This window comes from Brevundimonas sp. SS2672 (assembly GCF_059579685.1).
The window spans coordinates 996,426-1,022,254 of record NZ_CM184201.1 but is presented as its reverse complement, the minus strand read 5'-3'; the positions used below and the strand labels follow the sequence as shown (position 1 = coordinate 1,022,254).

Annotated in this window: 28 protein-coding genes and 1 pseudogene; 14 read left to right on the top strand and 15 right to left on the bottom strand. The window is 64.7% G+C overall.

What is annotated here, in order from left to right:
• Positions 1 to 60: 60 nt before the first annotated feature.
• The 6 genes from AC52GN_RS05170 (at position 61) to AC52GN_RS05145 (ending at position 7,495) form a co-directional block, all read left to right on the top strand.
• Positions 61 to 1,356 (top strand): acyl-CoA dehydrogenase family protein, encoded by a 1,296-nt coding sequence (locus AC52GN_RS05170; protein WP_496528393.1) that lies wholly within the window; start codon positions 61 to 63, stop codon positions 1,354 to 1,356.
• Positions 1,353 to 1,835, top strand: a complete 483-nt coding sequence (locus tag AC52GN_RS05165; protein ID WP_312219831.1) for a MaoC family dehydratase — start codon at positions 1,353 to 1,355, stop codon at positions 1,833 to 1,835. Before AC52GN_RS05170 ends, AC52GN_RS05165 begins: the two co-directional genes overlap by 4 nt.
• A gap of 89 nt (positions 1,836 to 1,924) precedes the next feature.
• Complete coding sequence (locus tag AC52GN_RS05160; RefSeq protein WP_496528392.1) at positions 1,925 to 2,467, top strand: flavin reductase family protein; 543 nt, start codon at positions 1,925 to 1,927, stop codon at positions 2,465 to 2,467.
• A 3-nt stretch (positions 2,468 to 2,470) separates the two neighbouring features.
• Positions 2,471 to 4,177, top strand: a complete 1,707-nt coding sequence (locus AC52GN_RS05155) for a sulfatase family protein (protein ID WP_496528391.1) — start codon at positions 2,471 to 2,473, stop codon at positions 4,175 to 4,177.
• Between the two features lie 134 nt (positions 4,178 to 4,311).
• Entirely contained in the window at positions 4,312 to 5,736 is a 1,425-nt protein-coding gene (locus AC52GN_RS05150) for an alginate export family protein (protein ID WP_496528390.1), read from the top strand.
• 16 nt (positions 5,737 to 5,752) lie between these two features.
• Complete coding sequence (locus AC52GN_RS05145; RefSeq protein WP_496528389.1) at positions 5,753 to 7,495, top strand: amidohydrolase; 1,743 nt, start codon at positions 5,753 to 5,755, stop codon at positions 7,493 to 7,495.
• A gap of 102 nt (positions 7,496 to 7,597) precedes the next feature.
• Here AC52GN_RS05145 and AC52GN_RS05140 read toward each other — a convergent pair whose 3' ends face one another.
• The 13 genes and pseudogenes from AC52GN_RS05140 to AC52GN_RS05080 all read right to left on the bottom strand — a co-directional run bounded on the left by AC52GN_RS05140 (position 7,598) and on the right by AC52GN_RS05080 (position 14,161).
• On the bottom strand, positions 7,598 to 8,311 hold the full coding sequence (locus tag AC52GN_RS05140; RefSeq protein WP_291781589.1) for a phosphoribosylaminoimidazolesuccinocarboxamide synthase: 714 nt from the start codon (positions 8,309 to 8,311) through the stop codon (positions 7,598 to 7,600).
• Positions 8,312 to 8,600: 289 nt separating this feature from the next.
• Entirely contained in the window at positions 8,601 to 8,966 is a 366-nt protein-coding gene (locus AC52GN_RS05135) for a helix-turn-helix domain-containing protein (RefSeq protein ID WP_496528388.1), read from the bottom strand.
• 32 nt (positions 8,967 to 8,998) lie between these two features.
• Entirely contained in the window at positions 8,999 to 9,343 is a 345-nt protein-coding gene (locus tag AC52GN_RS05130; protein ID WP_496528387.1) for a hypothetical protein, read from the bottom strand.
• A 115-nt stretch (positions 9,344 to 9,458) separates the two neighbouring features.
• On the bottom strand, positions 9,459 to 9,800 hold the full coding sequence (locus AC52GN_RS05125; protein WP_496528386.1) for a hypothetical protein: 342 nt from the start codon (positions 9,798 to 9,800) through the stop codon (positions 9,459 to 9,461).
• Between the two features lie 144 nt (positions 9,801 to 9,944).
• A complete protein-coding gene (locus tag AC52GN_RS05120) occupies positions 9,945 to 10,202 on the bottom strand; it encodes a hypothetical protein (RefSeq protein ID WP_496528846.1) in 258 nt (85 codons plus the stop codon).
• A gap of 112 nt (positions 10,203 to 10,314) precedes the next feature.
• Positions 10,315 to 10,464, bottom strand: a pseudogene (locus tag AC52GN_RS05115) (response regulator transcription factor); the annotation flags it as partial.
• Between the two features lie 64 nt (positions 10,465 to 10,528).
• Complete coding sequence (locus AC52GN_RS05110; protein WP_496528385.1) at positions 10,529 to 10,951, bottom strand: hypothetical protein; 423 nt, start codon at positions 10,949 to 10,951, stop codon at positions 10,529 to 10,531.
• A 38-nt stretch (positions 10,952 to 10,989) separates the two neighbouring features.
• Complete coding sequence (locus AC52GN_RS05105; protein ID WP_496528769.1) at positions 10,990 to 11,997, bottom strand: Tad domain-containing protein; 1,008 nt, start codon at positions 11,995 to 11,997, stop codon at positions 10,990 to 10,992.
• Complete coding sequence (locus AC52GN_RS05100; protein WP_496528384.1) at positions 11,988 to 12,629, bottom strand: TadG family pilus assembly protein; 642 nt, start codon at positions 12,627 to 12,629, stop codon at positions 11,988 to 11,990. The genes AC52GN_RS05105 and AC52GN_RS05100 overlap by 10 nt, the downstream gene beginning before the upstream one ends.
• Positions 12,626 to 13,036, bottom strand: coding sequence for a TadE/TadG family type IV pilus assembly protein (locus AC52GN_RS05095; RefSeq protein WP_496528383.1), 411 nt, complete (start codon positions 13,034 to 13,036; stop codon positions 12,626 to 12,628). Before AC52GN_RS05095 ends, AC52GN_RS05100 begins: the two co-directional genes overlap by 4 nt.
• 81 nt (positions 13,037 to 13,117) lie before the next feature.
• Positions 13,118 to 13,363 carry a hypothetical protein gene (locus AC52GN_RS05090; protein WP_496528382.1) on the bottom strand — a complete coding sequence of 82 codons (246 nt, stop codon included), beginning with the start codon at positions 13,361 to 13,363 and terminating at the stop codon, positions 13,118 to 13,120.
• 105 nt (positions 13,364 to 13,468) lie between these two features.
• A complete protein-coding gene (locus tag AC52GN_RS05085; protein ID WP_496528768.1) occupies positions 13,469 to 13,675 on the bottom strand; it encodes a helix-turn-helix domain-containing protein in 207 nt (68 codons plus the stop codon).
• Positions 13,676 to 13,813: 138 nt separating this feature from the next.
• Positions 13,814 to 14,161, bottom strand: a complete 348-nt coding sequence (locus tag AC52GN_RS05080; RefSeq protein WP_496528381.1) for an MFS transporter — start codon at positions 14,159 to 14,161, stop codon at positions 13,814 to 13,816.
• A 185-nt stretch (positions 14,162 to 14,346) separates the two neighbouring features.
• On the opposite strand from AC52GN_RS05080, the gene AC52GN_RS05075 reads away from it, so the two are divergent.
• The 4 genes from AC52GN_RS05075 to AC52GN_RS05060 all read left to right on the top strand — a co-directional run bounded on the left by AC52GN_RS05075 (position 14,347) and on the right by AC52GN_RS05060 (position 19,520).
• Positions 14,347 to 15,078, top strand: coding sequence for an MFS transporter (locus AC52GN_RS05075; protein WP_496528380.1), 732 nt, complete (start codon positions 14,347 to 14,349; stop codon positions 15,076 to 15,078).
• A gap of 530 nt (positions 15,079 to 15,608) precedes the next feature.
• Complete coding sequence (locus AC52GN_RS05070; RefSeq protein ID WP_496528379.1) at positions 15,609 to 16,067, top strand: hypothetical protein; 459 nt, start codon at positions 15,609 to 15,611, stop codon at positions 16,065 to 16,067.
• A gap of 822 nt (positions 16,068 to 16,889) precedes the next feature.
• Entirely contained in the window at positions 16,890 to 17,108 is a 219-nt protein-coding gene (locus AC52GN_RS05065; protein ID WP_496528378.1) for a hypothetical protein, read from the top strand.
• Positions 17,109 to 18,194: 1,086 nt separating this feature from the next.
• The gene (locus AC52GN_RS05060) at positions 18,195 to 19,520 is read left to right on the top strand and encodes an ammonium transporter (protein ID WP_496528377.1); all 1,326 of its coding nucleotides are present in this window, start codon (positions 18,195 to 18,197) and stop codon (positions 19,518 to 19,520) included.
• Between the two features lie 87 nt (positions 19,521 to 19,607).
• Here AC52GN_RS05060 and AC52GN_RS05055 read toward each other — a convergent pair whose 3' ends face one another.
• A complete protein-coding gene (locus tag AC52GN_RS05055) occupies positions 19,608 to 20,120 on the bottom strand; it encodes a hypothetical protein (protein ID WP_496528376.1) in 513 nt (170 codons plus the stop codon).
• A 114-nt stretch (positions 20,121 to 20,234) separates the two neighbouring features.
• A complete protein-coding gene (locus AC52GN_RS05050; RefSeq protein WP_496528375.1) occupies positions 20,235 to 21,011 on the bottom strand; it encodes a FecR family protein in 777 nt (258 codons plus the stop codon).
• Positions 21,012 to 21,207: 196 nt separating this feature from the next.
• On the opposite strand from AC52GN_RS05050, the gene AC52GN_RS05045 reads away from it, so the two are divergent.
• From AC52GN_RS05045 to AC52GN_RS05030, 4 genes are all read left to right on the top strand, one after another.
• Positions 21,208 to 21,861 (top strand): IPT/TIG domain-containing protein, encoded by a 654-nt coding sequence (locus AC52GN_RS05045; RefSeq protein WP_496528374.1) that lies wholly within the window; start codon positions 21,208 to 21,210, stop codon positions 21,859 to 21,861.
• An 8-nt stretch (positions 21,862 to 21,869) separates the two neighbouring features.
• Positions 21,870 to 22,370 carry an IPT/TIG domain-containing protein gene (locus tag AC52GN_RS05040; RefSeq protein ID WP_496528373.1) on the top strand — a complete coding sequence of 167 codons (501 nt, stop codon included), beginning with the start codon at positions 21,870 to 21,872 and terminating at the stop codon, positions 22,368 to 22,370.
• Positions 22,355 to 23,599 carry an IPT/TIG domain-containing protein gene (locus AC52GN_RS05035; protein ID WP_496528372.1) on the top strand — a complete coding sequence of 415 codons (1,245 nt, stop codon included), beginning with the start codon at positions 22,355 to 22,357 and terminating at the stop codon, positions 23,597 to 23,599. The genes AC52GN_RS05040 and AC52GN_RS05035 overlap by 16 nt, the downstream gene beginning before the upstream one ends.
• Before the next feature lie 100 nt (positions 23,600 to 23,699).
• Positions 23,700 to 25,760 carry an autotransporter domain-containing protein gene (locus tag AC52GN_RS05030; protein WP_496528371.1) on the top strand — a complete coding sequence of 687 codons (2,061 nt, stop codon included), beginning with the start codon at positions 23,700 to 23,702 and terminating at the stop codon, positions 25,758 to 25,760.
• Positions 25,761 to 25,829 lie beyond the last annotated feature (69 nt).

Sequence of the window (25,829 nt, the reverse complement as noted above, 5' to 3'; positions counted from 1 at the left end):
ATTGCTTTACGTTATTCCTGCTCCGACATAGGCTCCCTGCAGACATGAGGAGGAGCGCGCATGGACTTCGAACTGCCCGCCGAGATCACCCACTACCTGGCGGAACTGGACGCCTTCATCGCCGCCGAGATCGCACCCCTGCAGGCGCAGGACGACAATGAGCGCTTCTTCGACCACCGTCGCGAATGGGCGCGCACCGACTTCGACAACGGCGGCCTGCCGCGCCACGAGTGGGAGGCCCTGCTGGGCGAGGCCAAGCGTCGCGCCGACGCCGCCGGCCACCTGCGCTTCGCCCTGCCCGCCGAGTTCGGCGGCGAGGACGGCTCCAACCTGGCCATGGCCGTGATCCGCGAGCATTTCGCCGCCAAGGGCCTGGGCCTGCACAACGACCTGCAGAACGAGCATTCGATCGTCGCCAACTATCCGCAGGTGCTGATGTTCCGCGACTTCGGCACGCAGGCGCAGAAGGACGAGTTCATCGCCGGGATGCTCGACAGCACCCGCTCGGTCTGCTTCGGCCTGACCGAGCCCGAGCATGGCTCCGACGCCACCCACATGGACACCGTCGCCGAGCCCCAGACCCGCGACGGCAAGCCCGGCTGGCGCATCCACGGCGAGAAGATGTGGACCACGGGGATGCACGTGGCGACCCACGTCATGGTCTTCGCCCGCACCTCGGGCGAAGCGGGCGACGCCAAGGGCATCAGTTGCTTCCTGGTCCCGGCCGAAGCGCCGGGGGTCAAGGTCGAGGAGTATCTCTGGACCTTCAACATGCCGACCGACCACCCGCGCGTCAGCTTCACCGACGTCTGGGTTCCCGACGACGCCCTGTTCGGCCCCCTGGGCGGCGGGCTGGAGCTGGCCCAGCATTTCGTCCACGAGAACCGCATCCGCCAGGCCGCCTCGTCCCTGGGCGCCGCCGATTTCTGCATCCGCGAGGCGGTGAAGTATGCGCGCGAGCGCAAGCCCTTCGGCAAGCCGCTGGCGGTCAATCAGGCGATCCAGTTCCCGCTGGTCGAACTGGCCACCCAGGTCGAGATGCTGCGCCTGCTGATCCGCAAGACGGCGTGGGAGATGGACCGCATGTCCAAGCCCGAGGTGGCCTCCAGGCTCTCGGACCGGGTCTCCATGTGCAACTACTGGGCGAACCGCCTGGTCTGCGAAGCCGCCGACACGGCCATGCAGGTGCACGGCGGCATGGGCTATTCGCGCCACAAGCCGTTCGAGCACATCTATCGCCACCACCGCCGCTATCGCATCACCGAGGGCGCCGAAGAGATCCAGATGCGCAAGATCGCCGCCTGGATGTTCGGCTTCGCCGGGCCGAACAAGGTCGCGCGCGAGGCGCGGACTTGAGCGCGCCCGTCTCGGTCGCCTTCGCCGACCTGCCCGCTCTGGCGGGGCGCGATCTCGGCGTGTCCGACTGGTTGAGCCTGGACCAGGCCCGTATCGACCGCTTCGCCGACGCCACGGACGACCATCAGTGGATCCACGTCGACGTCGAGCGGGCCTCGCGCGAGATGGGCGGTCCCATCGCCCATGGCTTCCTGACGCTGTCATTGCTGCCACGCCTTCAGGACGACCTGCTGCGTATCGAGGGCGCCGACAAGGTGCTGAACGTCGGCGTCAACAAGGTGCGCTTTGTCAATCCCGCCCCGAGCGGCGTCCGCCTGCGTCTGCGCCAGACGGTGGCGGCGGTCGAACCCCGCGCAGGCGGCTGGCAGATCGTCAGCGACTGCGTGATCGAGGGCGAAGGCCTGGAGAAGCCCCTGTGCGTGGCTCAGAGCGTGATGCTGGCCCTTCCGGCGGCGGGATCGGAAGCGGCCGCGGCCTAGATAGTAAAGTAACTTGACATATTATTCTCCCGTCGCACTATCGACCTCGTCATGTTCGGCAACGGAACAGACGTAGGGAGGACATCGCCATGGACGACGACATGCTGGCTCCGGCGCTGAAGAGCGCCTTGCGTAATCTGGTCCGCTCGGTCGTGGTGGTCACGGCCCAGCACGAGGGCCGCCCCTACGCCATGGCGGCCACGGCCGTCAGCGAGGTCAGCATGGACCCGCCGTCCATGCTGGTCTGCATCAACCGCGACGCCGCTATCTTCCAGGCCATCGACGCCGGGTCCGACCTGGTGCTCAACGTGCTCGGCTCGGACCATGAGGCGGTCTCGCGCGCCTGTGGCGGCGGGGTGCGCGGCGGCGAACGCTTCGCCATCGGCGCCTGGGACGACGGCGAGGACGGCCGCCCGCCGGCCCTGCGCGACGCCTGCGCCGTCATTCACCTGAAGCAGGCCCATGTGGTCGACCACGGCAGCCACCGCATCGTCATCGGCGACGTTCTGCGGGTGGACCTGCCCTCGCCTACGCCTCCCTCGCCTATTTCGCCGGCCGCTATGTACAGGTGGCGGCCGCCTGATCATTTTCGTCCCAAGGCTGCGCAGACGGCCGGGAATTCAGTGGAGTGAGACATGCCCCGGATCGACCGTCGTTCCCTTCTGACCGGCATGGCCGGCGCCGCAGCAGCCGCCGGGGTCGCCCCGCCCGTGCGCGCCCGGCCGCGCGCGCCGCGCGACCCGAACCGGCCGCTGAACATCCTCTTCATCATGACGGATCAGGAGTTCGGCCTGCGCTCCTATCCTGAAGGGCTGCTGGACCACCTTCCGGGGCACAAGGCGTTGCTGGAGCGCAGCCTGCACCTGCCCAACTACCATGTGCACACCACGCCCTGCACGCCGTCTCGGGCGGTCATCTATACCGGCCAGCACACCCAGAACACCAAGGTCTATTCCAACGCCGAACAGGGCGCCGTCCTGACGCCCGAGATCGACACCCTGGGCGGCATGATGCGGGCCGCGGGCTACTATTCGACCTACAAGGGCAAGTGGCACCTGTCGAAGCTGCCGACGGCCGCGCCGGGCTTCCAGCGCGAGTTCCCCGACACGACCGACGCCATGGAGCCGTTCGGCTTCTCCGACTACAACTTCTATGGCGAAGAGATCGGCCTGACCTGGGCCGGCTATCGCACCGACCGGGCCGTCACGGGCGACGCCGCCATGCTGATCCAGGACCTGGCCAAGGACCCGAAGAAGCGTCAGGACAAACCCTGGTTCATGGCCGTGAACCTGGTCAATCCGCACGACATCATGTTCTACGACGCCACCGGCGAACAGGCCGAGACGCGCGCCGTGTGGAACCTGGCCGGGGTCATGCGCGCCGAGCCGGGCGACGAACTGTATCAGACCGACCTGGGCTTCCCCCTGCCGCGCAGCTTCCGCCTGGACGACCTGTCGACCAAGCCCGAGGCGCACAGGGGCATCGCGGCCCTGGACGTCAAGACCTACGGCGCAATGCCGCGCGAGGACGAGGCCGCCTGGCTGCGCTTCGTCAACTACTACTGCAACTGTCTGCGCGATGTGGACCAGAACATCCTGACCCTGCTGTGGGCGCTCGAGAAGTCGGGCCAGATGGACGACACCGTCATCGTCTACACCTCGGACCACGGCGAGCGGGCCGCCGCCCACGGCATGCGTCAGAAGGGCGGCACCATCTACAAGGAAGAGACCAACGTCCCCATGTTCATCGCCCACCCGGACGGCGCGCGCGGCGTGACCAGCCAGGCGGTGATGAGCTCGGTCGACATCGCCCCGACCCTGCTGGGCTTCGCCGGCAAGGACGAGACCTGGGCCAGGGCGACCTTCCCCCAACTGGTCGGCCACGACCTGTCGGGCCTGACGCGGACGCCCGACGCCCGCACTCGACGCGACGAGGAAGGGCATCTGTTCAACTACGGCGTCCTGCTGTCGTGGGAGCGGACGAACAAGAACTATCTGGACCGCCCGGTCTTCGATCTGTCGAAGCGCCGCGTGCACCGCGGCGTGTTCGACGGCCGCTACAAGTTCGCCCGCTATTTCGCGCCCAGCCAGCACCATACGCCGACGACCTGGGAGCAACTTCTGGCCTACAACGACCTGGAGCTCTACGACACCCAGGCCGACCCGGATGAGATCATCAACCTGGCCGCCGAACCCGAGCGTCACAAGGCGCTGATCCTGCGCCTCAACGCCATGACCAACGCCCTCGTGGCCCGCGAAGTCGGCGAGGATCGCGGCGGCGAGTACCCCGGACCGACCGAGCAGTACAACACCCTGCATCTCGCTTCGGATCGACCCGTCTAGGTTGGAACGCCTGCTGCGAAGAACTTGGCAGGCATTTCGGAACGACAGCATCGGATACCCGCTACAGCTACGGTTGAACGTGGCCTGCTTTCGTGTCGAGGGGATTTGACTTAGAGTAGAGGGGAGGAGTTCCCATGCCTCCACTCGCTCTCCAGGTCAGTCTTGTCGTCTGCGCCTTATGGAGCGCGGCTCCTGCAGTAGCGGCTCAGGATCCTCCGCCTGAAACACTATATGAGCGTGACGGTTTTTCGGTCGTCGGGCATCTGCAAGGCGGCGTAAACCTTGTCGTCGAACACCATCTGTTCTGGGATTTTGGGGAAACGGTGGCGGGCGTCACCGACTTCGATCCCAACGCCGAATGGTTTGAGGCCTATCTGAAGCCCGGCGTGACGTTCGAGCGCCGAGCCGGAGACCATGCCACCTTCTACGGCGGCCTGTCCGGCGTCGGCTCGATGACCATCGGAACCGACGCCTTCGACGCCGGCGACACCGGTCGGGTGACTCTCGAGGAAGGCTATCTGGGCTGGCGCTATGCAGAAGGCGAAACGACTTTTGACCTGTCCGTCGGCCCGCGCGTGTTCAAGGCCGGAACCGGCATGCTGATTGAAGCCGGCGGCTCCAGCGGATTCTCGCGCGGAGCGCTGAAGCTGGGGCCGCGCAAGGCCTGGGGCTTCGCCGCTCTGGGCGCGATCAGCCACGGCGCGTTCAAGGGGACGGCTTTCTATCTGGACCCCAATGAGTCGCCGGACAACGACAGCGGCAATCGACTGGCGGGCGTGGATATCCGCTACGACTCGAACCCCAACGCCCTGATCGGCCTGACAGCGGGCAAGGTGATCGAGTCGGGCTCCCCCTACCCCAAGGCGCCGCCCGGCGGGGTCGGCGTCCCCTCCATCATTCCAGGCGCCCGCGACGGGCTGGAATTCATCAACCTCTACGGCAGGGCCCCGCTGGCCGGCCTGCCCAACGCCTTCATGGCGGCCGATCTGGCGTTCGAGCGCAACGACCGGATCAACATGCGCGCCTGGGCCGGACGCGCCCAGGTCGGCTATACCTTCGCCGAGCACCGGTGGAAGCCGACCTTCACGATCGGCTACCAGACCTTTTCCGGCGACGATCCCGACACCGACCGGCTGGAGCGATTCGACCCGCTCTACTACGAGGGGAACCCCTCCGCCTGGTCGACGGGGACCAAGTCGTCGATGATCTTCATCAATTCCAATGTGAACGCGTGGCAAGTCGCGGCCAGCATCACGCCGACTCCGGTCGACACCTTCACGGTTCGCATCCACCGCATCGACGCCGACCAGTTGCGCAGCCCGATACAGTTCGGCCAGGCGACCCGTGTGGAGGGCGACGACGTGGACAACCCCATCACCGGTGTCACGCGCCATCACCTGTCTGATGACCTCTATCTCGAATATTTCCGCGTGGTGTCGCCGAACCTGTTCCTGACCACGGGTTTCTCGGTCTCCAATCCTCAGGCAGGCATGAAGTCCATTGTCGCCGACCCGCCCATCTGGACCGGCGCCTATATCAATCTGATCGCCAACTACTGAGCTGAACGAGGCGTCCATGACCCTGCTCATCCCCCCGACCAGCCGCCGCACCCTTCTGGCCGGAGCCGGCGCCCTGGCCGGCGCCTCCCTCATCGGAGACCGCAGCATGGCCCAGACCGCGCGTGACGCATCGGCCGCCGTCTTCACCGGCGGCCCCATCCTGACCATCGACGACGCCATGCCGACCGCCGAAGCGGTGGCCGTGCGCAACGGCGTCATCGTCGCCGTCGGCTCGCTGGACGCCGCCCGCGCAGCAGCGGGTCGAGGCGCGCGCACAGTGAACCTCGACGGCCGCACCCTGCTGCCGGGCTTCTTTGATCCGCACGGTCATGTCGCCATGGTCGGGCTACAGGCGCGCTACGCCAACCTGCTGCCCGCGCCGGACGGTCAGGGCGACGACATCCCCGCCCTGCAGCGCATCACCCGCGACTGGATGAACGCGCACGAAGCCCTGGTCCGCGACACCCAACTGGTCATCGGCTTCGGCTATGACGACTCCCAGCTGAAGGAACATCGTCACCCCACCGGCGAGGAGCTGGACGCCATATCCGACACCGTGCCGATCCTGTTCCTGCATCAGTCCGGACATCTGGGCGCCGCCAACGGCGCAGCCCTCGCCGCAGCGGGCGTGACCGCCTCGACGCCCGATCCCGACGGCGGCGCCTTCCGCCGCAAGAACGGTTCGCAGCAACCCAACGGGGTCATGGAGGAAACCGCCCTGTTCACCGTCATGGGCACCCTGTTCGCTCGCCTGGACCTTCAGGCCAACCTGGAGATGATCCGCGAGGGCGCGCGCTTCTATTCCAGCTTCGGCTATACGACCGCCCAGGACGGGCGCTCCTCGACCGACACCTGCCGCATGATCGCCATGCTGGCCGAGCGTGGCGAACTGCCCATCGACATCCTGTCCTTCCCCGATATCCTGACCTCCACCGACGTCATGGCCACGCCGCTGTATCGCAGGAACTATGTCGGCAAGTATCGCATCGGCGGGGTCAAGCTGACGCTGGACGGCTCCCCCCAGGGCAAGACCGCCTGGCTGTCACAACCCTACTATGTCCCGCCCGAAGGCAAGCCCGCCTCCTATCGCGGCTATCCCGCCGTGACCGAGCAACAGGCGCTGGACGCCGTCGAACTGGCCTTCAGAAACGACTGGCAGATCGAAGTCCACGCCAACGGCGACGCCGCCATCGACCTGCTGATCGGGGCGGTCCGCGAGGCGACGGTCAAGCACGGCGCCAAGGACCGCCGCCCGGTCCTGATCCACGGCCAGACCACGCGCATGGATCAACTGGACGACCTGAAGACGCTGGGCGTCGTGCCGTCGCTCTTCCCCATGCACACCTTCTACTGGGGCGACTATCATCGGGCTTCAGTTCTGGGGCCGCGCCGGGCCGAGATCATCTCGCCCTGCCATTCCGTGCTGCGTCGCGGCATGCGCTTCACCACTCACCACGACGCGCCCGTGGCCAACCCCGATTCCATGCGCGTCCTGTCCGCCACCGTCACGCGCCGCACCCGCTCGGGCGACATCCTGGGCGCGGACGAATGCGTGCCGGTCGACATCGCCCTGAAGGCCATGACCTTGTGGGCCGCCTGGCAGCACTATGAGGACGACAGAAAGGGATCGTTGGCCGTCGGCAAACTGGCCGACCTGGCTCTGCTGGACGCCAACCCCCTGACCATCGATCCCGACAGGCTGGCGGGGATCAAGGTCCAGGCTGCCTACAAGGAAGGAGAAGAGGTATGGCGTCGATAGCGGGGCGCCAGGACCGGATCAGGGCCGGCATCGGACCTGAAGCCCGGTGAACCCGCCGCCGCACCAGCCTCAGCAGATCAAGCTGAAGCTGATGCTTCTGCACTAATGGATCAGTCTTTCATACACTACGGCGTGATCCAGCACCTTGCCCGCCTCATCCATGACCCGCATGGCGTCGGCGGAGATTTCGTCGATAACCACGACCTCACCGTCGACCAGACCGATTTCGATCTTCATGTCGATCAGGGTAAGGCCCTTTTCACGTAGATCAGCTTCGACGATGCGGCACACATGGCGTGTCATCTGCTTGGCCTGCTCAAGATGGGCCGGGCTCAAGAGGTCGAGGGCGATAATGGCGTCATCGTTGATGAGCGGGTCGCCGCGTTCATCGTCCTTGATCGTGATCTCGACGAGATAGTCGAGCGGTCGCCCCGTGTCCCGAATGTATTGCTGGTAACGGCGGATGAAGCTGCCCCAGGGGCGGGTTCGACAGACAAACTCAAAGCCCCCCGCCCCGCTGACATCCTTGCCCAGCGGCTCGGCCCGGCGAACTTCCATGGCGCCCTTCTCGAGATCGACATGGACGAGGTGGGTGGCGACACCGGCGGCGTGAAGGCGCTTGAAGAAGTAATCCGTCATGGCGAGAGACTTCCGTCCCTTGCCCTCAACCTGACCGATAACGGTATTGGCGCCTGGGTCAATTACGCCATCCGAACCAGTGACGTCGTCCTTGAAGGCAAGAAGTATATTGCCGTTCGACAGGGCATACAGATCTTTTGTCTTGCCCGAATAGATCTTTTCACTGGTGGTCATCATTTTACTCGCCGGACATTTCCCAGAGGCAGAGACAGGGCGACGACTGGAGTTCGCCGCCCTTCCCACTCACTCCCACTCGATTAAATGTAAATGCATAATCATATGAAATAGTTACGAAATTATCAGCCGCCCTTAAAAACCACCTCCGCACAGACCGACACATTTCTTAGGAGCTGAAAATTAACAAGCAAAATCGACGACATCAATTATTCGCGATGCCGCGGACTTTTACTGTCTATCGACTTCTTAAAAACTCGCCTTCAGCACAACCAATTGGGAACACTTCTCTCTAAGCGCCTCTCTCGAGATCTTCGGCCATGCAATTTACGAGATCGAGGACCATACGCTGGCGTTTGCCATCAAGTTTTCCAAAATTATCAAGCAGCCTCAGCTCGTTACTACAAAGAATCGTCTCCGCAGGCGAGGTGCCTTGTGGCGCCACCAGGGCGCTGAAATCCGCATTTAGCGCCTTTCCCAGTTGCAACAGCATGCTCGCGGAAACGCGATTGCTACCTTGTTCGTACTTCTGAATTTGCTGGAAGGTCAGTCCAACTCCGCGCGCCAGGTCCGATTGAGTCAGGCCGGCGGCTATGCGAACGCCCCTTATCTGGGCCCCAAGTTCCTTATCGAACTCTGTCGCCGATCGCTTCAACACGCCCTCCGCATGCTCCACTCAGCAACGCTAGGCTAAGAGGCAGACCACCGCAACCAGCCGCCCGGTGTCCTCTCCCCTGCCAGCCAGCGCTCCCAGGCGCCCAGACCTGCCGCCAAGGGAATAGCCAGCCCCGGGAGCATCCGATAGGCAATATAGGCCCGCTGATGAATGCTCGGCTCCAGGAATACGGAAATATGGGCGATGACCACCAAAAGGGCGTTGGCGGCCGCGAACATGAGCCACCACCGACGCCATGTCATTGCAAGCCAGAGGAAACCGCTCGCCAGCAGGACATCAGCCGTCACGACAGCGACTTTCAGCCCTTCGATACGAACGCCGTCCAAGAGGACAGACAGGGCGTAGGCGGCCAGCATCATACCGGCCGCCCGACGCTCCGGAACGCCGCCCGAGGCGCCAGCATACAGCCGTCAATCCCAGGCACAGGCCCCATAAAGCCAGATAGATCATGCCGCCCCCGCTGCGGCCCTGGCTTTAGGCGACAACCTGCAGCCTTCCTGTTTTTATCACCGGCCCGTCCTCGTCCGGCTTACGTTCTGGCCCCGCCGCTTGCCAGCCGATGCCGATCTCTTCGGCATCGCGCTTGAGAGCCATATGGGCGCTCACGATCCGGTTGCGGACCGAGGTCAGGCCGGCGACCAGTGCGCCGACGTCTTCAAGAGCCTCCTGGCCGACGATCGCCGAAATGCGATGACGGATGCGGCCGCGCGTCATCAGCGAGGCCAGGTCGTTGGTTTCAGCGATCGCCATGTCGAGTGCGCGTTCTGCAACAAAAAGCTGGCGAGCCAGCTCAACGCCGAATGTGTCTTTGTTCATGTGTCTTCGCTCCTCCCGGCATACCGGGAAATGGGACCTCGACGGTGCGAGGCGCTTTAGGGGCGCGATCAGCCGCCTGTAGACGTGCCTGATCGCGGATGACGATGCTTGCGACCGCGCTGAAAAGCAGGGCGCTCGCCGCGATCAACAGGAAGACGAGGGCAAGGCGTGCCAGGGGATTTCCTGGGGGAGGCCGATATCCCGCCCGCGCAGAGCCAGCAGAACCACCGCCGACAGATACTCTTTCAGCAACGTCTCCGGCGAGGCCGCGAGATGTGGTTCGCGTAGACCGTCCAGCAGGTACTGATGCAGCGGATCGGACTTCGTGGTTCCGAAACTCTCGAGGGCCGCCTCCAGTTGCGCCCAGGTCCAGTAGGGGAGTTCGTTGATCCTGTCCGCCATGCCCCGCCTCCGTGTTGACGGCGGCAGCAGGCTCATTCCCCGGCCACGACGCCATGGGGTGTATCGTGCCCCCTGGTACGTTTCGTTCCAGGATGGCCAAGGCGGCCTTACGCGTATTCACTCCCAGGCGCTGGCAGGCCTCATGAATGTGTTTCTTGGCGGTCGACTCGGAAATGCCCATCTGATGGGCGATCTGCTTCGTGCTGTAATGCCGCGTAAGAAGCAGGCACTGTCTTTGTCGCGCGCTCAGCCGCTCAGGCATCTCTGCAAACTCCCTGCCCTTTTTTGGGCTAATGCAGAGAACATGCGCCGTCTATATCGCGTGTTTAGCGACTGCCATTCCATTGCGCCGAAGCATCGGGCGGTTTGGCCCGACCAGTCTCATCCTTCGGCGACGGCGACCGGGGTAAGGGTCGCACTTTGCGACACCGCGTCGGCCCCTCACGTATGTAGTCGAGGAAGCGCCTCGCAATAGCCAGCCCCTCACATTCCACATCGATATTATAGTCGTAGGCGCCGATTATCTCCAGAATCTCGAGCAGGTCGCAGCTGTCCGGGTTAAACTCCCATGGCCCGATCTGGTCGGTCGCCGGGTCGCCGTACCACGCTTTCACGCAGGCGATATTGCTCTGCCTCATCCTCTCGATCAGATTCTTCATCGTCTCCCCAGGCAGCAAAGGAAGGCACGCCGTCATCCCCCAAGTGCAGAGCTTATTGTAATCCTCGTCCGACAGCACCCTGATCGACATGGCCCTTCTCCTCGTCGTTTCCAGATTCAAGAATGCGCCTATCCCACGAGTTGGGGCGGGCTGAGCCCTTGACCAGGGCAGCGAACGCCATGGACCTGCACGTCCGCCTCCCCCAGGCCGACGCCCAGTAGTTTCAGCAACGGCTGAACCACGCCGTCCAGGACCGGTCCCAGCGGGGTCAGCAGGACGCCTAACGCCCGCACGATGTCGCCAAGGCCGATGCCAAGCCCGATAACGTCAAGATCGACCTCCAGACGCTGCAGCAAACTCACGATAAAGCCGTTTACGAAACCGCGGGACCGAATAGTCTTCACGGTCCGCGCTTCGACGTCCGCTGCGGTAAACGATACGTCTTGCCAATCCAGGTCCGCGATCTCGATATCCGCCTTGGCCTTAACCGTAACCAGACCGAGAACCGAAACCAGGGTGGCGGGGGCGGTCGTCAACTCAGCCTTGAAATCCTTGAGGCGGGTTTCATTGATCGCGCCGGGCCGCACCTGCAGAACAGCGGAAGGCGATCGGCTGCAGTCGATGCGTTTCAGACGGGCCTCCGAGGCTGCGACCTCGACCAGAACCGGCAGCTTCACCTGCGCCAGACCAGAAAGGGCCTGCGCAGTGGGGGCCTTGATATAGAGACGGGTCTGCACCGTCCTTACGATTGGTTCGCCCCTGGCCGTCACTGTCAACCAGGGCGACCGGTTCGGTCGTTCGCCGATAGCGAGCATGACGTTGAGGTCGGCCAATCCTGTCCGCGCGCCGAGGTCCAAGCCGAGCTGGCGATCCTGATTGGCGGTCTGAAGGGTCGCCATGAGGAGATCCAGCGCTGAAACCTCAGCATTCAATCGATCGCGCAGACCCGTGCGCGCATCCGCCTCCACCCCGATCAGTTCGCCCAACTTCAACCTGGCGTCGGCAGGCGCACGGGTCAGCTTTCCGAGGATGCTCCTGCTATCGGCTCCCACCACCGCCTCCAGCGCCTTGAGGACCCGACCGGCCTCCACCTCCTGCCTTAGCAAGGCGTCATAGTCGCCCGCAGTCACGCCCAGTTCGGTCGCAAGAGCGTCCGAAAACTGCAGAAGATTGATCTGCGTGTCCGCCAGAGCAGATAGTCCATGACGGTCAGAGACACGCGACTTCCCAGTAGGGCGGACAACAGGCTGTTGGCTAGGCCGCCATCCAGCGACGCCAGGCGCGATCCGATGGAGAACATGGCCGTCGGGGGGCCGCCGGGGCGCGCCGCGACCGCTCGCTTCGTCACCGTGACGCTGTTCCTGCCGAGGATCATGCGTCCGAAGAACAGCGACGCGGGCGCTGAAATCTCCACCCGGGCGGCGTTCGGGTCCTCGCCTCCGAGCGCAAAGCGTTCAGCCGGACGAAGGCGCGGATCAGGCGTGTAGACGCCCACTTCCACCCGAAGCGTCTGAGGTCCTGCAGATCTCGCCCGCGCCGTGGCTTCGCCCGCATCACCCGCCTTCGCGAGTTGGCCCGCCGCCGCCAGGGCCGAAAGATCGGCGGCGCTCTGGACCTCCCTTCCCTTCAGGAAGATGACGCCGGCGTCGACGGCCAAGGCGGCGCAAACGCAAATCAGACCGCCGAACAACGCCGCCATGACCGCCACTCCGCCGCGACGATCACGAGCCAGGCGCCGGCTGATCGCCGCATAAAAAGAGCGTGTCATTCGCCCACCTGGATCGCCGCCGTACGCCGGATGGTCGAGGGAGGCGGCACCGTCAGGGGCGACAGGGCCATGATCGGATGGCGCCGAGCGTCATACGCGGCCTCGACACGGAAGAATGTTCCGTCGCTTCTCACCGACACCACCGCATCGGCTGTCCTGAGACCCAGCGCCTTCAACTGCGCATCGACCGTCTCGCGGGCGAGACGCTCGCGTTCAGGTTGATCCAGACCCGCCACCGCCGCCCGCGCTCCCTCGGAGACCGCTGACTGGACCGAATGCGCCATCCACAGCCAGCCGCCGTAGACGATCATTCCCACCACCAGCAAAAAGAAGAGGGGACCTACGATGGCGAACTCGATCGCCGCCGCGCCCGCCCGGCGCTTCTTCGACTCGGCAAGCTTGCGCATATGCATCCTCCCGCCTCCTGACGAAAGAATGCTCCAAACAACCTAAAAGGGTGTTTACACGTCAAACAACCCGGCCGACCTCTAGATTGTTCGCAGAAGGAAATCTCTGACGATAACGACGGCCCCAACATCGAGGCCATCGCTCCGCCCTCCGATCAGCAGGTTCTCGACAGCGACCTTGAGCATCCCGGCGGCTTCCGACGGGGTGACCGGCGTGTGGGTGAGAATGAGCCGCTCGAGCCGTTCGACCGTCTCGTAGGCATCTGCGTTTTCGGAATACTCCAACACGCCCGCAACAGCATCGTCGAACGAGATCGCAACCGGCATAGTCCCCTCCACAAGGACGGCCGCCGCGCCGCTCACGGCGCCACGGCCATGGTTAACACGTGGAGCGTGTGTCCGAATCGTAAACCCTGTCCATATGTAACAATGTTACATTGTGATGATATCTAAAGGCGGCGGCAAGCCTTCATAGAACTGTCCAGGTTCCACGCCGAGCGCAGCAGACAGCAGCCACAGCACTGCGGCGCCTACCCGATAGGACCCTCGCTCCAGTCGCTCGATCTGATCGATGTCGAGACCCGTTCTCCGCGCAACCTCGTCGCGAGTCTGACCGCCTTCCTGGCGAAGTTGCTTGATCTCGAAGGCCCAAATGCCGATCCACCGATTGCAGATGCAAGATCAGTCCCCTCTTCCGCGCCCTCGCCCTGAAGCCGATTTTCTCGTGTAGCAGGAAGGGCTGGCGGCGACGACTTCAGCTCAGGGGCGGCTACCTCGTCAATGCGCGGCGTTGGACGCCTTACGGCCTGCGCCGCACCTCCCAGTCAAGCATCCACCGTCCTTCCCCGACAGACTTGAGTTCCGAGGCTGCAGCAGGGACGCTCCAATGCCCTGCAGGGCACGACCGCCGATCAACAACTCGACCGTCGGCGCCAGACCGCAGGCGACTGAGGCGAGAGCGAAGATGTTCACATCAATCAGAAAAATCCGGCGGCGTCCGAACCGGCCGCCCCCCGCGCCACCGATAAGCACCAGCGCACCGAGCATCAGCAGATAGGCGTTGGAGATCCACTGGACAGCAGCCTGACCGGCTCCGAGATCGCCTTGGATGGCCGGCAGGGCCACGCCCAGCGCTGAGCCGTCGATGAAGGTCGGCTGGACCCCAGGACCGTGGCGATCAATACCCAACGCTTGCGTGCGGCGGTGAGAGGTTGGACAGGCGCAAGGGCGCCCTGCACCTGACCGGCGTCGCAGGGGGCCGCGAATGGACATGACAGCGCTCCGCTAGGAGCCTGATGCTAGGCCAACCGATGTTCGACTTTGACGTCTTCCGCATTCCGTCCTTCTCAGGCGCTCTGCTCGGCGCAGTGGGAATGAACCTGAGCTTCTGGCCGCTGATCATTTATCTGCCGACCTGGTTCCATGCCGGGCTGGACCTTTCGTCGATGGGCGTGGGCCTGGCCCTTCTTGCCTATACTTTGCCCACGCTGGCGGCGCCGCCGCTGGCCGAAAAGCTCTCGCTACGTTTCGGCGCTGGCCGGGTCATTCCCGTAGGCCTCTTCGCCATCGGAGGCGGCCTGCTGATGATGCGGCTTTCGCTCGAACTGACCGGGGCGGGCTGGCCGCTTCCGGCGCCGGGTCTGGTGCTCGCGGGCGTCGGCCTGGGACTGACCAACACTCCTGTCACCAACACCGCCACGGGCGCGGTTTCCACTGACCGCGCCGGCATGGCGTCCGGACTCGACATGAGCGCGCGAATGATCACCCTCGCCGTCAACATCGCCGTCATGGGTGCGATCCTGTTCAACGGCGTATTGGCTCACCTGAACGCGACGGTCGCCGTGGGCGAGTTGCATCAGATCGCGGAACGCATCGCCGCTGGCAACCTCGATGTAGGGCTCGACGCAAGCCTGGCCCGGCAGGCGCTTAGCGCCGGATTCGGGTGGGTGACGCTCTATGGCGGATTCGGGTGCTGGCTGCTGGCGTTCGGGAGCCGAATCCTCTTTCGCGCTGGCGATCTTCGTTTCGAGACACGGCCGTAGGACACGGCCTCAGCAAAGTCGATCGGGGCTGGCTCCCACGATCTCGGATCCAAGCCTTGGAAGGGCAGCATCACCTTTGCAACTCGGCGCGACGGCCATCCCTGCCGTAATTCGCGTTGGTGGGCATAGGCGAGGAGAACACCGGCGAGACAGTCATGACGCCAGGTTCTGGAACGCCTCCTCGCCCCTCAACTTCTCTCCTGAGCAAAAGAGGAGAGAGCCATGACCGAGACACCACGTGATCCCCCTGAACACCTCAACAACGTGGACGGCGACCTGACGCCGGTCACAGCCGACACGGTATAGAGGGGCGATCCAGCGGAACACGGCGTCGGCCAGGAGAACATCTCCGCCCGTCCGGCCAGGCCGAGACCATCGGACCCGCCCCCTGCCCCGCCGGAGTTGGACGACGACGCCACACAGATGAAGAAGATCGAGGACGCCGCCGGTACGGAGCCATCACCGCCTGGCGTCGCCGAGCCGGAGGGTGCACGCGAACTGCCCAGGCCGCCGCTTGCGGATCCGACCTGATGGCTCCGCGGCTCAAGCTGTTCGAATGGTCGGTCGGCTTCCACATCTTCACCGTGGCGGCCAGCTCGCGACCGAAGGCGCTAGCCGCTTGGGGCAGCGGCCAGGATCTCTTCGCCACCGGCTTGGCCAAGGAAGTCGACGACAGCCCCGACGCTGACGCCGCCAAGTCTTCGCCCGGCACGGTGATTGAGCGCAGGCTCGACGTGAAGCTGCCAGCGAGCGCACCGAAGAAGGGCGCGGCGAAGGAGACAAAGCAGCCCAGCGCCGCCGATCGGAAACGCGTGGAGGAAGCCCAACTCGCCCTGGACGACCTCGACGCCATGCACGGTCAGGCCACACGGCGACTCGATGAAGAGCTGCAAGCCCTTAGAGCGCGCAGGGAAGAGGAACGGACGGCCTATGAAGCGCAGCGCGAGAAACTACAGGCTCGCCTGGAGAAGGCGCTCGCTAAGCTCTAGGCCTCATCGTCTTCTTCGTCGTCCTCGGCCTCGAAATCTGCGAACACGAGCTGCATCTCGACCCTCACCTCGTCCATGGGCGTGAAGGGCGCGGACGGTCTTCTCGGCCGATACGGCGTCCGGCGAGAACAGGCGCTCCATGACGTCCGTCAGAGCCTGGTTCCTGCCCATGAGCACGCCAGCCCGATAGATGGGGTCGTCTGAAGGGTCGATGTCGTCGTCTGCGTCCATGTGCGACCTTCTGGCGCGCTAACACTCTTGTGAGTTGCGCGCTCGCGTAAAGGTTGTGATCCTCTCGCCCGGAGATAGTCTCCATCGGGAGAGTTATATGTCCGTAAAAGCTTTAGGCGTCGCCATGGCTGCGCTCACGATGAATGTTATGGCCGCGGGTGCGGCGCCCGTGCCGCCAGCCATCGCTGCCGCGCAATCGGGTGAAGATCAGTATTGCCTCGGCTTCGATAACTGCTGGCCCATCGCCTACTCCTACGAAGTCTACTCAGACTCCAGCATGACCACCCTAATCCATGCCGCGTCGGATAGTTGCAATGGGGGGCCGTTCGTAACGTCTCCCTGGCTTCCGGCGGGATATGTCGTCAAGACGCGCATGTACGTTTGCGCCGGATTCGGCCCGTACCTGCCGCCTGATTGGTAACCTTGCACGGCGCTTCGCCGTCAACAAATCCCTTCAATGGGATCAGCGGCCCGGCTTGAGAACAGTCCCCCGGTTCTCGCTGGGCCGTTTCGATCTCGCGAAGTAGCGCGGCAGTAGGAACCAGTGAACCTCCCACCGCTTGGTTTCAGGCAACAAACAGGGAGATGACCATGACCGACGTCCAACCGAACGATCCGAACCGCAATCCCAGCGAAGCGCCCGACCTGGACGGCGATGAAGTCGAAGCCGGCCGCCAGGCTCGCAAGAGCGGAGCCAATCAAGACCCGCTGGCGAACAACAATCCGGCCGACCGGAGCCCATCGCCTTCGACCGGCGGCGACGGCACCGCGGGCGCCGGCGGTCCGAAGGGCTTTGGCACAGGCGCCTGATCAGCAAGAATGGGTGGCTGGCCGAATCTCCGGAGCGGTGCCCATTCGACTGATTGATCGTCGGTGGCGGGGCTCTTGCGCCGCCGCACAGCTTGAGCGCCGCCCTGTTCCGGCGACGCCCGATACACTTGGCGTCCGGGCGCACCGAGCCGCCCTGACCGCCTATCTCCCGATCGGCGCGGGTGCGATCTCGCATTTCACCAGGGAGGCGCGCAACCATCGGGCTCACGGTGTGCAAATCTCACGCCGTGAGGCTGGTCGGCTAAGGCCGCCGCGCGCGTGTCGCACCAGCGACCGTCGCAACGCCAAGGCCTGCAACGACAAGGTCCTCGACGATCCCGCTGCGGGTCTGGCCAATGCGCCGCAGCGCGGCCTTTTTGGCCGGCCAGCGTCAGATAGGACAGCGGTATGGCGACGCCCACGGCCAGGGCGGCGCCGCGCCGCTCGCGCCCCCTCGGCGCCAGGGCGCCGCCGGCGATCCCGGCGCTCGCGAGGATGCGGCGGACGCCGCCCGCGCCTGGCTCGCCCTTCAGCCCGCCTGCAAATAGGCTCCTGCCCTGGAGGCAAGACCCAGAGTTCCGTTCGCGTCCAACACCGCCGCTCACCGTCAGCCAGATAAACGTCCACTTTCTGCCCAGACCCCTGGGCTTGGTCCACCGGGGCGTTTTTCTGGATTTCACCCAGGAAGACATCAAAAAGGGGCACGCCCGGCGAGCGCCAAGCCGTTATTCAGCGGCCTTGAACCTCCGAATTTCATTATCGCACTCGCAACCTACAATTTGATCATATATTCTATTATATGGTGATTATTAGGTAAACAACGCCTATATGGCGTCGCATATCCGAGATCTGTAAAAAATCTTTTGCCAATTTCGCTGCCGCACCCTTTAATACGCAAATGCAAAAAACGCGATCATTCCACCCAGTTGTGTTCCGCAGCGAACCGCCGTGGCTGGAGGAGCAGCGCGCACGCGTCCTTGCGGAGATCACGCCAGAACCGACCACCGGCGAGGCCGCTCAAGCCTGCGTCAGGCCCGCCCTGCCCGCCTGACATCATTTTTCCCGCGTCTTCTCCCCGAGACCCTCATGACCTCACAGACGATTTCCAAGGCCGCAGCATTCTGTTGCGGCCTTTTCGCTGTTGCGCTTTCGGCGCCAGCCCTGGCGGCCGCGCCGCCCCTACTGGAACACCAGGTCCCCTTGGCGCTGGACGGCTCGGGCACAGCCTGGATTCTCACATCGACGGCCCTGGTGCTCATGATGACGCTGCCGGGCCTGGCCCTCTTCTACGGCGGCATGGTTCGGAAAAAGAACCTGATCGCCACCATCGCTCATTCTACGGCGGCCATGGCGATCGTCACCGTCCTATGGTTCGTCGCCGGCTACGCCCTGTCGTTCGGTACGATCAACGGCGCGGCCAACAACTTCGTGGGAGGGCTTCAAGCCTTGTTTCTCAACGGGGTCGGAACCCACACCGCCCACGCCCTGACCCCGGGCCTGCCCGAGTTTCTGTGGATCGGCTATCAACTGACCTTCGCCATCATTACTCCGGCCCTGATCGCGGGAGCCTTCGCCGAGCGCATCAAATTCTCGGCCAGCGTGCTGTTCTTCACCCTGTGGCACCTGATCGTCTATGCGCCGATCTGCCATCAGGTCTGGGGTGGCGGCTGGATGGGAGAACTGGGCGTGCTCGACTTCGCGGGCGGCGCCGTCGTTCACGTCAACGCCGGGGTGGCCGGCTTGGTCTGCGCCGTCGTACTCGGCCCGCGACACGGCTGGGGCCGGGACAACATGGCCCCTCATAACCTGGCCTTCACCGCCATCGGCACCGGACTGCTGTTTGTCGGTTGGATGGGCTTCAACGGCGGCTCGGCCGCGGGCGCCAATGAGATCGCCGCCGTCGCCGTCTTCAACACCCTGCTGGCTCCCGCAGCCGCCGCCGTCGGCTGGATTGCGGTGGAGTGGACATTGAAGAAGAAACCAACTCTTTTGGGTCTGCTGACCGGCGTCGTGGCCGGCTTGGTCGCCATCACCCCCGCCGCCGGCTTCGTCGACCCTAAGGGCGCCTTCCTGATCGGCCTGATCTCAGGTCCGATCGCCTATGCCGGCGCAGTCTGGCTCAAGCATAAGCTCAAATATGACGACAGCCTGGACGCCTTCGGGGTGCATGGCGTCGCGGGAATTGCAGGAGCGCTGCTGACCGGCGTCTTCGCCAATGCCGCCATCAATCCGGCCGCCGAAGGGGCCACCGTCCTGAAACAGGCCATCGGCCTTGGCGGCGCCATGGTCTGGAGCGCAGCGGGCACCTTCATGGTGCTCATGATCTGCAAATATACAGTCGGCCTCAGGGTCCAGACGGAGGCCGAGATCGAGGGCCTCGACTACAGCGAGCATGGCGAAGCCCTGCCCTAGCTCAGCCGCAAGCCGCAAGCCGCAAGCCGCAAGCCGCAAGCCGCCAATCCCGTCTTTTTTCAGCGTCGACAAGCATGGCAGGCAAAGTCAGAATAATGAGCGCCGGGAGCAAGGCCTGCCTCGTGGACATACTCGCGCCTGACGGGCGCTTATGATGCGCTTTATATCCCTGCCGAAATAGACGTCCGGATTAACACGAGCACGCGCACTCGTATCAGCCAGGTTGGCGCCAGCAGCGGACATTGCGTGATCGCCAGGAAGCGGACGGTTGGCTGAGGAAATTGTGTCTGCGGCGCCCCATTCAGCGTCGGCGCGGGCGGCGGGTGCGACTGGTTGCGGCATCTGCTGCTCGCACCCCCAGGCGGAGGTGACGGCGTCGCCGACCACCAGCTTCATCCGTCCACCGCACTGATTATCCTCTTCCGGGAGGGGCGCGCTGATCATCTTGATCATCTTCAGGAAGATGTCGGACACGATCGAGAAGTAGCCGGCGACCCGCTCCGCCTCGCCGGCGTCGCCCAAGGCCTGATGACAGAAGAAGCCGGCGGCGACACCGAGCAGCATCCCGATCAGGATGGCGAAGGTAAGATTGCGGGGCATGACGAGAAACTCTAGGCACGATGGGTCGGCGAGCGGCAAGGCTCAGCCGGCGCGCGGTTCGATGAGACGGACGATCTGGGAAAGGTGCGCGATCAGGCGACGCGTCGTGGAACCCTAGGGAGCTGACGACGCCGGTCTAGGTCGTCGCCGGTCACCGCGCTCCAGATCTTGCACCAGGGCCTGCAGTCCTTCGGCGTCGCCGATGTGCAACATGCCGTAGATGGGAATGTCGGCCATGGATGAATCCGGCAGGCGGATCTTGTGCGACGAATAGCGGTTCAGCTCGTCGATCACCTGCGACAGCGGTTCGCCCTTGAACTGCAACATGCCATTGACCCAGCTGGCGTAGCGTTCAGCATCGACCTTTCGCGCAGGTGAAAGGTAGGCGCCGCCCGCTTCGGCAGCGCCCGCGTTCCGACGCTTGCCGAGGTGCACCTGATGGCCGGCGCTGGCGACCTGGGACAGCTGCAGCTTGGCGTCGCCGTCCTGATCGCCGGCCGTCACGCGGACGACGCCCTCGACCACAGTGACCACCACGTCCTCACCCTTGCGGATGTTGAAGCGCGTGCCGATGGCACGCACCTGGCCGCTGCCCACATCGACGAGGAACGGCCGCCGGGTGTCATGGGCGACATCGAACAGGGCCTCGCCCTGCTCCAACTCCAGCAGGCGCTCATCGCGTCCCAAGGCAGCGCGCACCACGGTGTGGGGGCTCAGACTGACGGTCGAGCCGTCCGCCAGTGTCACGATGCGGCGCTCATCCGCCCCTGCGCTCAACACGGTCGCGCCGCCGTCGCCGAAGACGCCATGCGCCAGATACAAAACGGTAGCGGTCAGCAGCGGCAGCAGAACGGACGCGGCGATCAGCCGCCAATTCTGCGGTACGCGCATCGGCGGCCTGGACGACAGGCGGATGGCTCCAACTGGCCGAGGTCGCCCCAACGCGCCCTCTCCCGACCGTCTCTATCCGTAAGACGCTACAGATGAGCCAATGCGAATTTTGGGGACGCTATTCTGCGAAGACGGCCACAATCGTAAACCACTGGTAAATCAGTTTCGTGCATCGACGCCGCGTTTAAGGTGAAGCTTGCGGGTCCTGTTCCCGCTTGGGGGGATTATGGCATTCGGCGACGTCGCGCGCGGGTTTTTTGACGGTCTGCGGGCTGCTGTCCGGAATCGTGACGAGGCCGCTGCGACGGCGCGGTTCGGCGTGAGGGCGACCAGCTTGGCCTTATCCCTCATCATGCTGTTGGGTCTGGTTTCGCCTGCCTCCGCGCAGAGCGATATAGCGGCCCCCACGGTGAGCTCGGTCGAGCCGAAGGTCGGGCCGACTGCGGGCGGCGCGCCCGTGTCCATCAGCGGCTCAGGCTTCCTCCTTGCGCAGCCTACAGGAGCCGTGAAAATTGGGGCGACGAACGCGACCTATACTATTCAGAGCGACACCCGGATCTGGGCGACGACGCCCGCCAATGCAGCCGGAACTTATGACATCACTGTCACCACACCGAGCGGAACCAGCGCTACGTCATCGGCGGATCAGTACACCTATGTCGCGCCTCCCACGGTGAGTTCGATCTCGCCGGCGGCCGGGCCTACCACAGCCGGGACGAAGGTGACGATCATCGGAACCAACTTCACTCACGCATGGGGAGTGACGTTCGGCGAGAAATCGGCGCTCGGCTATGCCGTCAACAGCGACACCCAGATCACGGCGACGGCTCCAGCGGAACCGGAACGGTGAACGTTGGCGTGACCACAGCGGGCGGCGCCGTCTCGGCGGCGGATCAGTACACCTATGTCGCGGCGCCGACAGTGACCTCGATTTCGCCAGCGAAAGGCCCGGCCGCAGGAGGGACGACGGTGACGATCACCGGAACCAACTTCAGCGGCGCAACGGGAGTGACATTCGACGGGACGGCGGCGAGCTATACGGTCAACAGCGACACCCAGATCACGGCGACAGCTCCAGCCGGAACCGGAACGGCGAACATTCGTGTGACCACCGCGGGCGGGCCCAGCGCCTGGTCGATTGGGGGTTTTTACACCTATATCCCGGCGCCGACGGTGACCTGGGTTTCGCCCGCAGAGGGTCCGACCACAGGCGGTGAGACGGTGCAGATCACCGGAACCAACTTCACCGACGTGAAGGGGTGTCGTTTGGCGGAACAGCGGCGTCCCGCTATACGATCAGCGGATCGTCGATCTGGGCGACGGCTCCGGCCGGTACCGGGACGGTGGACATTCGCGTAACCACAGCGGGCGGAACCAGCGCCGTCTCGGCGGCGGATCAGTACACCTATGTCGCGGCGCCGACGGTGACCTCGATTTCGCCAGCGACAGGCCTGGCTGCAGGTGGGACGACGGTGACGATCACCGGAACCAACTTCAGCGGCGCAACGAGGGTGACGTTCGGCGGGACGGCGGCGAGCTATACGGTCAACAGCGACACACAGATCACGGCGACGGCTCCGGCCGGAACCGGGACCGTGAACGTTCAGGTGAGAACGGCAGGCGGAACCAGCGCCGCGTCATCGGCCGATCAGTACACCTATGCCGCGGCGCCGACGGTGGCCTCGCTCTCGCCGAGGGCGGGCCCGACGGCAGGCGGAACGATAGTGACAATCACTGGAACCAACTTCACCAATGTGAAAAGCGTGATGTTCGGCGGAACGGCGGTGCTTGCCTATGCAGTCACCAGCAGCAACCAGATCACGACGGCGGCTCCCGCCGGAACCGGGACCGTCGACGTTCAGGTGACCACGGCAGGTGGAACCAGCGCCACGTCATTGGCCGATCAGTACACCTATGCCCCGGCGCCCGTCGCAGCGGGGGCTTCGGCCAGCGTGGGCTATGAGACGCCCCAGGCCATCGACCTCAGCGGCGTGATCACCGGGATTCACACGAGCATTGGGCTCGGCAGCTGGCCGGCGCACGGCGTTGTCGCCGTGGCCGGCGACGTGATCATCTATACGCCCGCGTCTCTCTACTACGGTCCGGACAGCTTCACCTATACGGCCACAGGGCCTGGCGGAACTTCGGCTCCGGCCACAGTGACGGTGACCGTGGCCGCGCCGTCGGCGCCCGTCGCAGCGGCGACTTCGGCCGGCGTGGGCTATGAGACGTCCCAGGCCATCGACCTCAGCGGCGCGATCATCGGGGTTCACACCAGCATTGCGGTCGCAAGCGGGGGCGTTGTCGCCGTGGCCGGCGACGTGATCACCTATACGCCCGCGCCTCTCTACTACGGTCCGGACAGCTTCATCTATACGGCCACAGGGCCTGGCGGGACTTCGGCTCCGGCCACAGTGACGGTGACCGTGGCCGCGCCGTCGGCACCCGTCGCAGCGGCGGCTTCGGCGGCGTGGGCTATGAGACGCCCCAGGCCATCGACCTCAGCGGCGCGATCATCGGGTTTCACACCAGCATTGCGGTCGCAAGCGGGCCGGCGCACGGCGCTGTCGCCGTGGCCGGCGACGTGATCATCTATACGCCCCGCCCCTCTACTACGGTCCGGACAGCTTCACCTATACCGCCGCAGGGCCTGGCGGGACCTCGGCTCCGGCCACAGTGACGGTGACCGTGGCCGCGCCGTCGGCGCCCGTCGCAGCGGCGGCTTCGGCCAGCGTGGGCTATGAAACGCCCCAGGTCATCGACCTCAGCGGCGTGGTCACCGGGGTTCACACCAGCATTGCGGTCGCAAGCGGGCCGGCGCACGGCGCTGTCGCCGTGGCCGGCGACATCGTCACCTATACGCCCGCGCCTCTCTACTACGGTCCGGACAGCTTCACCTATACCGCCGCAGGACCCGGCGGGACTTCGGCTCCGGCCACAGTGACGGTGACGGTAGCGACGCCGTCTCCGCCGGTCGTGGAACAACCGACCGATCCGGTCATGGCGCCTCATGCCCCGGGCGGCGGTTCGGCTTCGGTCAATCTCAGCCTTATCAGTCAGGGCGCAATCGATGGTTACCGAATTACCGGCGCCAGCCGGTTTGGCTTAGCCGAGATTATCGATAGCGCCGCTGCTTCAACCCTGAAGGCTTCAGCGGCGCCGAAGGCGGCGCGCCCCTATCAACTGACCTATAAATCCGCTGCGAACTTCATGGGCACGGACACGGTAAACGTGGTGGCCTATGGTCCCGGCGGCGATTCTGCGCCGGCGACCTTCACCTTCCTGGTGGCGGGCAAGGCACCGGATTTGTCGGCGCAAGTGACTTCTGGCGCTTCTGTGACCTTCATGCCGACAGCCTCATTGGTGGGGGACCAATTCCAAGGTCTGCGCATCACCCGCGCGCCAGACTTCGGCACGGTCACTGTGAACGGTCTAAGCCTCGTCTTCACGCCCGGCGTCAACGGCGGCGCGACCTCGCTCGACTATGTCATCGAACTGCCGTTCGGCGCCTCGGCCCCGGGGCGGATCGACCTGACGGCCGACGCCTTGCCGGCTTCAGCGGCTCTGGTCGCTCAGACCCTTCAGGGGGCGCCAGTGACGGTTCGGATTAGCGATGTCGAAGGCGGACCCTTCACCGCCGCCGCCACGATCTCGATGGGGCCGACGGCTGCGGGCGAGGCGAGCATCGCCAAGGTCGGGAACGACTATGACCTGACCTTCGTCTCGATCGGCGACTTCACGGGCGAGGCGATTGTCAGCTACAGCCTCAGCAACGCCTTCGGCACGACCCGCAGCACCCTGACCGTCACGGTCGAGGCGCGACCAGATCCGTCGCTGGATCCCGAAGTCAGAGGAGTGGCGACCAGCCAGGTCAACTCTGCCCGTCGCTTCGCTGACGCTCAGATCAACAACTTCCAGCAACGTCTGCGCGATCTGCACGACGGGACCAACGCCTCGTCCAATGGTCTGAGCCTGAACCTGGGACTGGGCGGCGCTGATGCGGAACGCGATCCGCGACAAGCTCTTCGCCGTCAGCTGGGACTGGATCGCCGTCTCGATCCCGGCGCCTTGGGCGACGATCGCGAGCGTGACATGCTGGGCTTGGACCTCTGGGCTGGCCGAATGCAACTCGCAACCCCGACAGCCGCAAGCGACGATCGCTTGAACACGACGCCGCAGTCCGCGAATGACGCTGGCGCCCCGGTCGGCCTGTGGACCGCCGGTTCGGTGGACTGGGGACGTCAGGATGCGACCGGCCAGAGCGACAGCCGCTTCACCACGCAGGGCCTGACGGTGGGTCTGGACGTCAAGATCTCTAATCAGCTGATCGTCGGCGCCGGCGTCGGCTATGGTGAGGACAAGACCCGGATCGGCGACAACGGCTCGCTGAGCCTCGGCCAGGCCGTCACCGGCGCCTTCTACGCCAGTTGGCGTCCGGCCGAGGCCTTCTATGTCGATGGCCTGGTCGGCTACGCGGATCTCGACTTCACCTCCCGTCGCTGGGCTGCGGGACTGGCCGGTCAGGCGGACAGCTATGCCGAGGGCGATCGGTCCGGCGACGTGCGCTTCGCCTCGGTCGCCCTCGGTCGCGTTCAAAACGGCGAGCGGGTGGCCCGTGACCTCTATGCACGACTGGACGCTCGCGACATCTCCCTGGACGGTTTCATCGAAACCGGTAGCGGCCTGTCCGCACTCAGCTGGGATGAGATCCAGCAGAAGAGCCTATCGGTGAACCTAGGCGCGTCCTAGCGATGGACGCTGGACATCCGTCGCCACGGCCAATTCCGCCCCAGCGCCCGTATCGAGTGGTTTCATGAG

Bases quoted from the DNA above. Each gene is read 5' to 3' on its own strand.
- AC52GN_RS05060 (WP_496528377.1), top strand. From the start codon at position 18,195: ATGACCTCACAGACGATTTCCAAGGCCGCAGCATTCTGTTGCGGCCTT.
- AC52GN_RS05065 (WP_496528378.1), top strand. From the start codon at position 16,890: ATGACCGACGTCCAACCGAACGATCCGAACCGCAATCCCAGCGAAGCG.
- AC52GN_RS05170 (WP_496528393.1), top strand. From the start codon at position 61: ATGGACTTCGAACTGCCCGCCGAGATCACCCACTACCTGGCGGAACTG.
- AC52GN_RS05090 (WP_496528382.1), bottom strand. From the start codon at position 13,363: ATGCCGGTTGCGATCTCGTTCGACGATGCTGTTGCGGGCGTGTTGGAG.
- AC52GN_RS05050 (WP_496528375.1), bottom strand. From the start codon at position 21,011: ATGCGCGTACCGCAGAATTGGCGGCTGATCGCCGCGTCCGTTCTGCTG.
- AC52GN_RS05055 (WP_496528376.1), bottom strand. From the start codon at position 20,120: ATGCCCCGCAATCTTACCTTCGCCATCCTGATCGGGATGCTGCTCGGT.
- AC52GN_RS05100 (WP_496528384.1), bottom strand. From the start codon at position 12,629: ATGACACGCTCTTTTTATGCGGCGATCAGCCGGCGCCTGGCTCGTGAT.
- AC52GN_RS05140 (WP_291781589.1), bottom strand. From the start codon at position 8,311: ATGATGACCACCAGTGAAAAGATCTATTCGGGCAAGACAAAAGATCTG.
- AC52GN_RS05095 (WP_496528383.1), bottom strand. From the start codon at position 13,036: ATGCGCAAGCTTGCCGAGTCGAAGAAGCGCCGGGCGGGCGCGGCGGCG.
- AC52GN_RS05125 (WP_496528386.1), bottom strand. From the start codon at position 9,800: ATGAACAAAGACACATTCGGCGTTGAGCTGGCTCGCCAGCTTTTTGTT.
- AC52GN_RS05160 (WP_496528392.1), top strand. From the start codon at position 1,925: ATGGACGACGACATGCTGGCTCCGGCGCTGAAGAGCGCCTTGCGTAAT.
- AC52GN_RS05155 (WP_496528391.1), top strand. From the start codon at position 2,471: ATGCCCCGGATCGACCGTCGTTCCCTTCTGACCGGCATGGCCGGCGCC.
- AC52GN_RS05070 (WP_496528379.1), top strand. From the start codon at position 15,609: ATGGCTCCGCGGCTCAAGCTGTTCGAATGGTCGGTCGGCTTCCACATC.
- AC52GN_RS05120 (WP_496528846.1), bottom strand. From the start codon at position 10,202: ATGGCGGACAGGATCAACGAACTCCCCTACTGGACCTGGGCGCAACTG.
- AC52GN_RS05145 (WP_496528389.1), top strand. From the start codon at position 5,753: ATGACCCTGCTCATCCCCCCGACCAGCCGCCGCACCCTTCTGGCCGGA.
- AC52GN_RS05130 (WP_496528387.1), bottom strand. From the start codon at position 9,343: ATGATGCTGGCCGCCTACGCCCTGTCTGTCCTCTTGGACGGCGTTCGT.
- AC52GN_RS05075 (WP_496528380.1), top strand. From the start codon at position 14,347: ATGTTCGACTTTGACGTCTTCCGCATTCCGTCCTTCTCAGGCGCTCTG.
- AC52GN_RS05110 (WP_496528385.1), bottom strand. From the start codon at position 10,951: ATGTCGATCAGGGTGCTGTCGGACGAGGATTACAATAAGCTCTGCACT.
- AC52GN_RS05150 (WP_496528390.1), top strand. From the start codon at position 4,312: ATGCCTCCACTCGCTCTCCAGGTCAGTCTTGTCGTCTGCGCCTTATGG.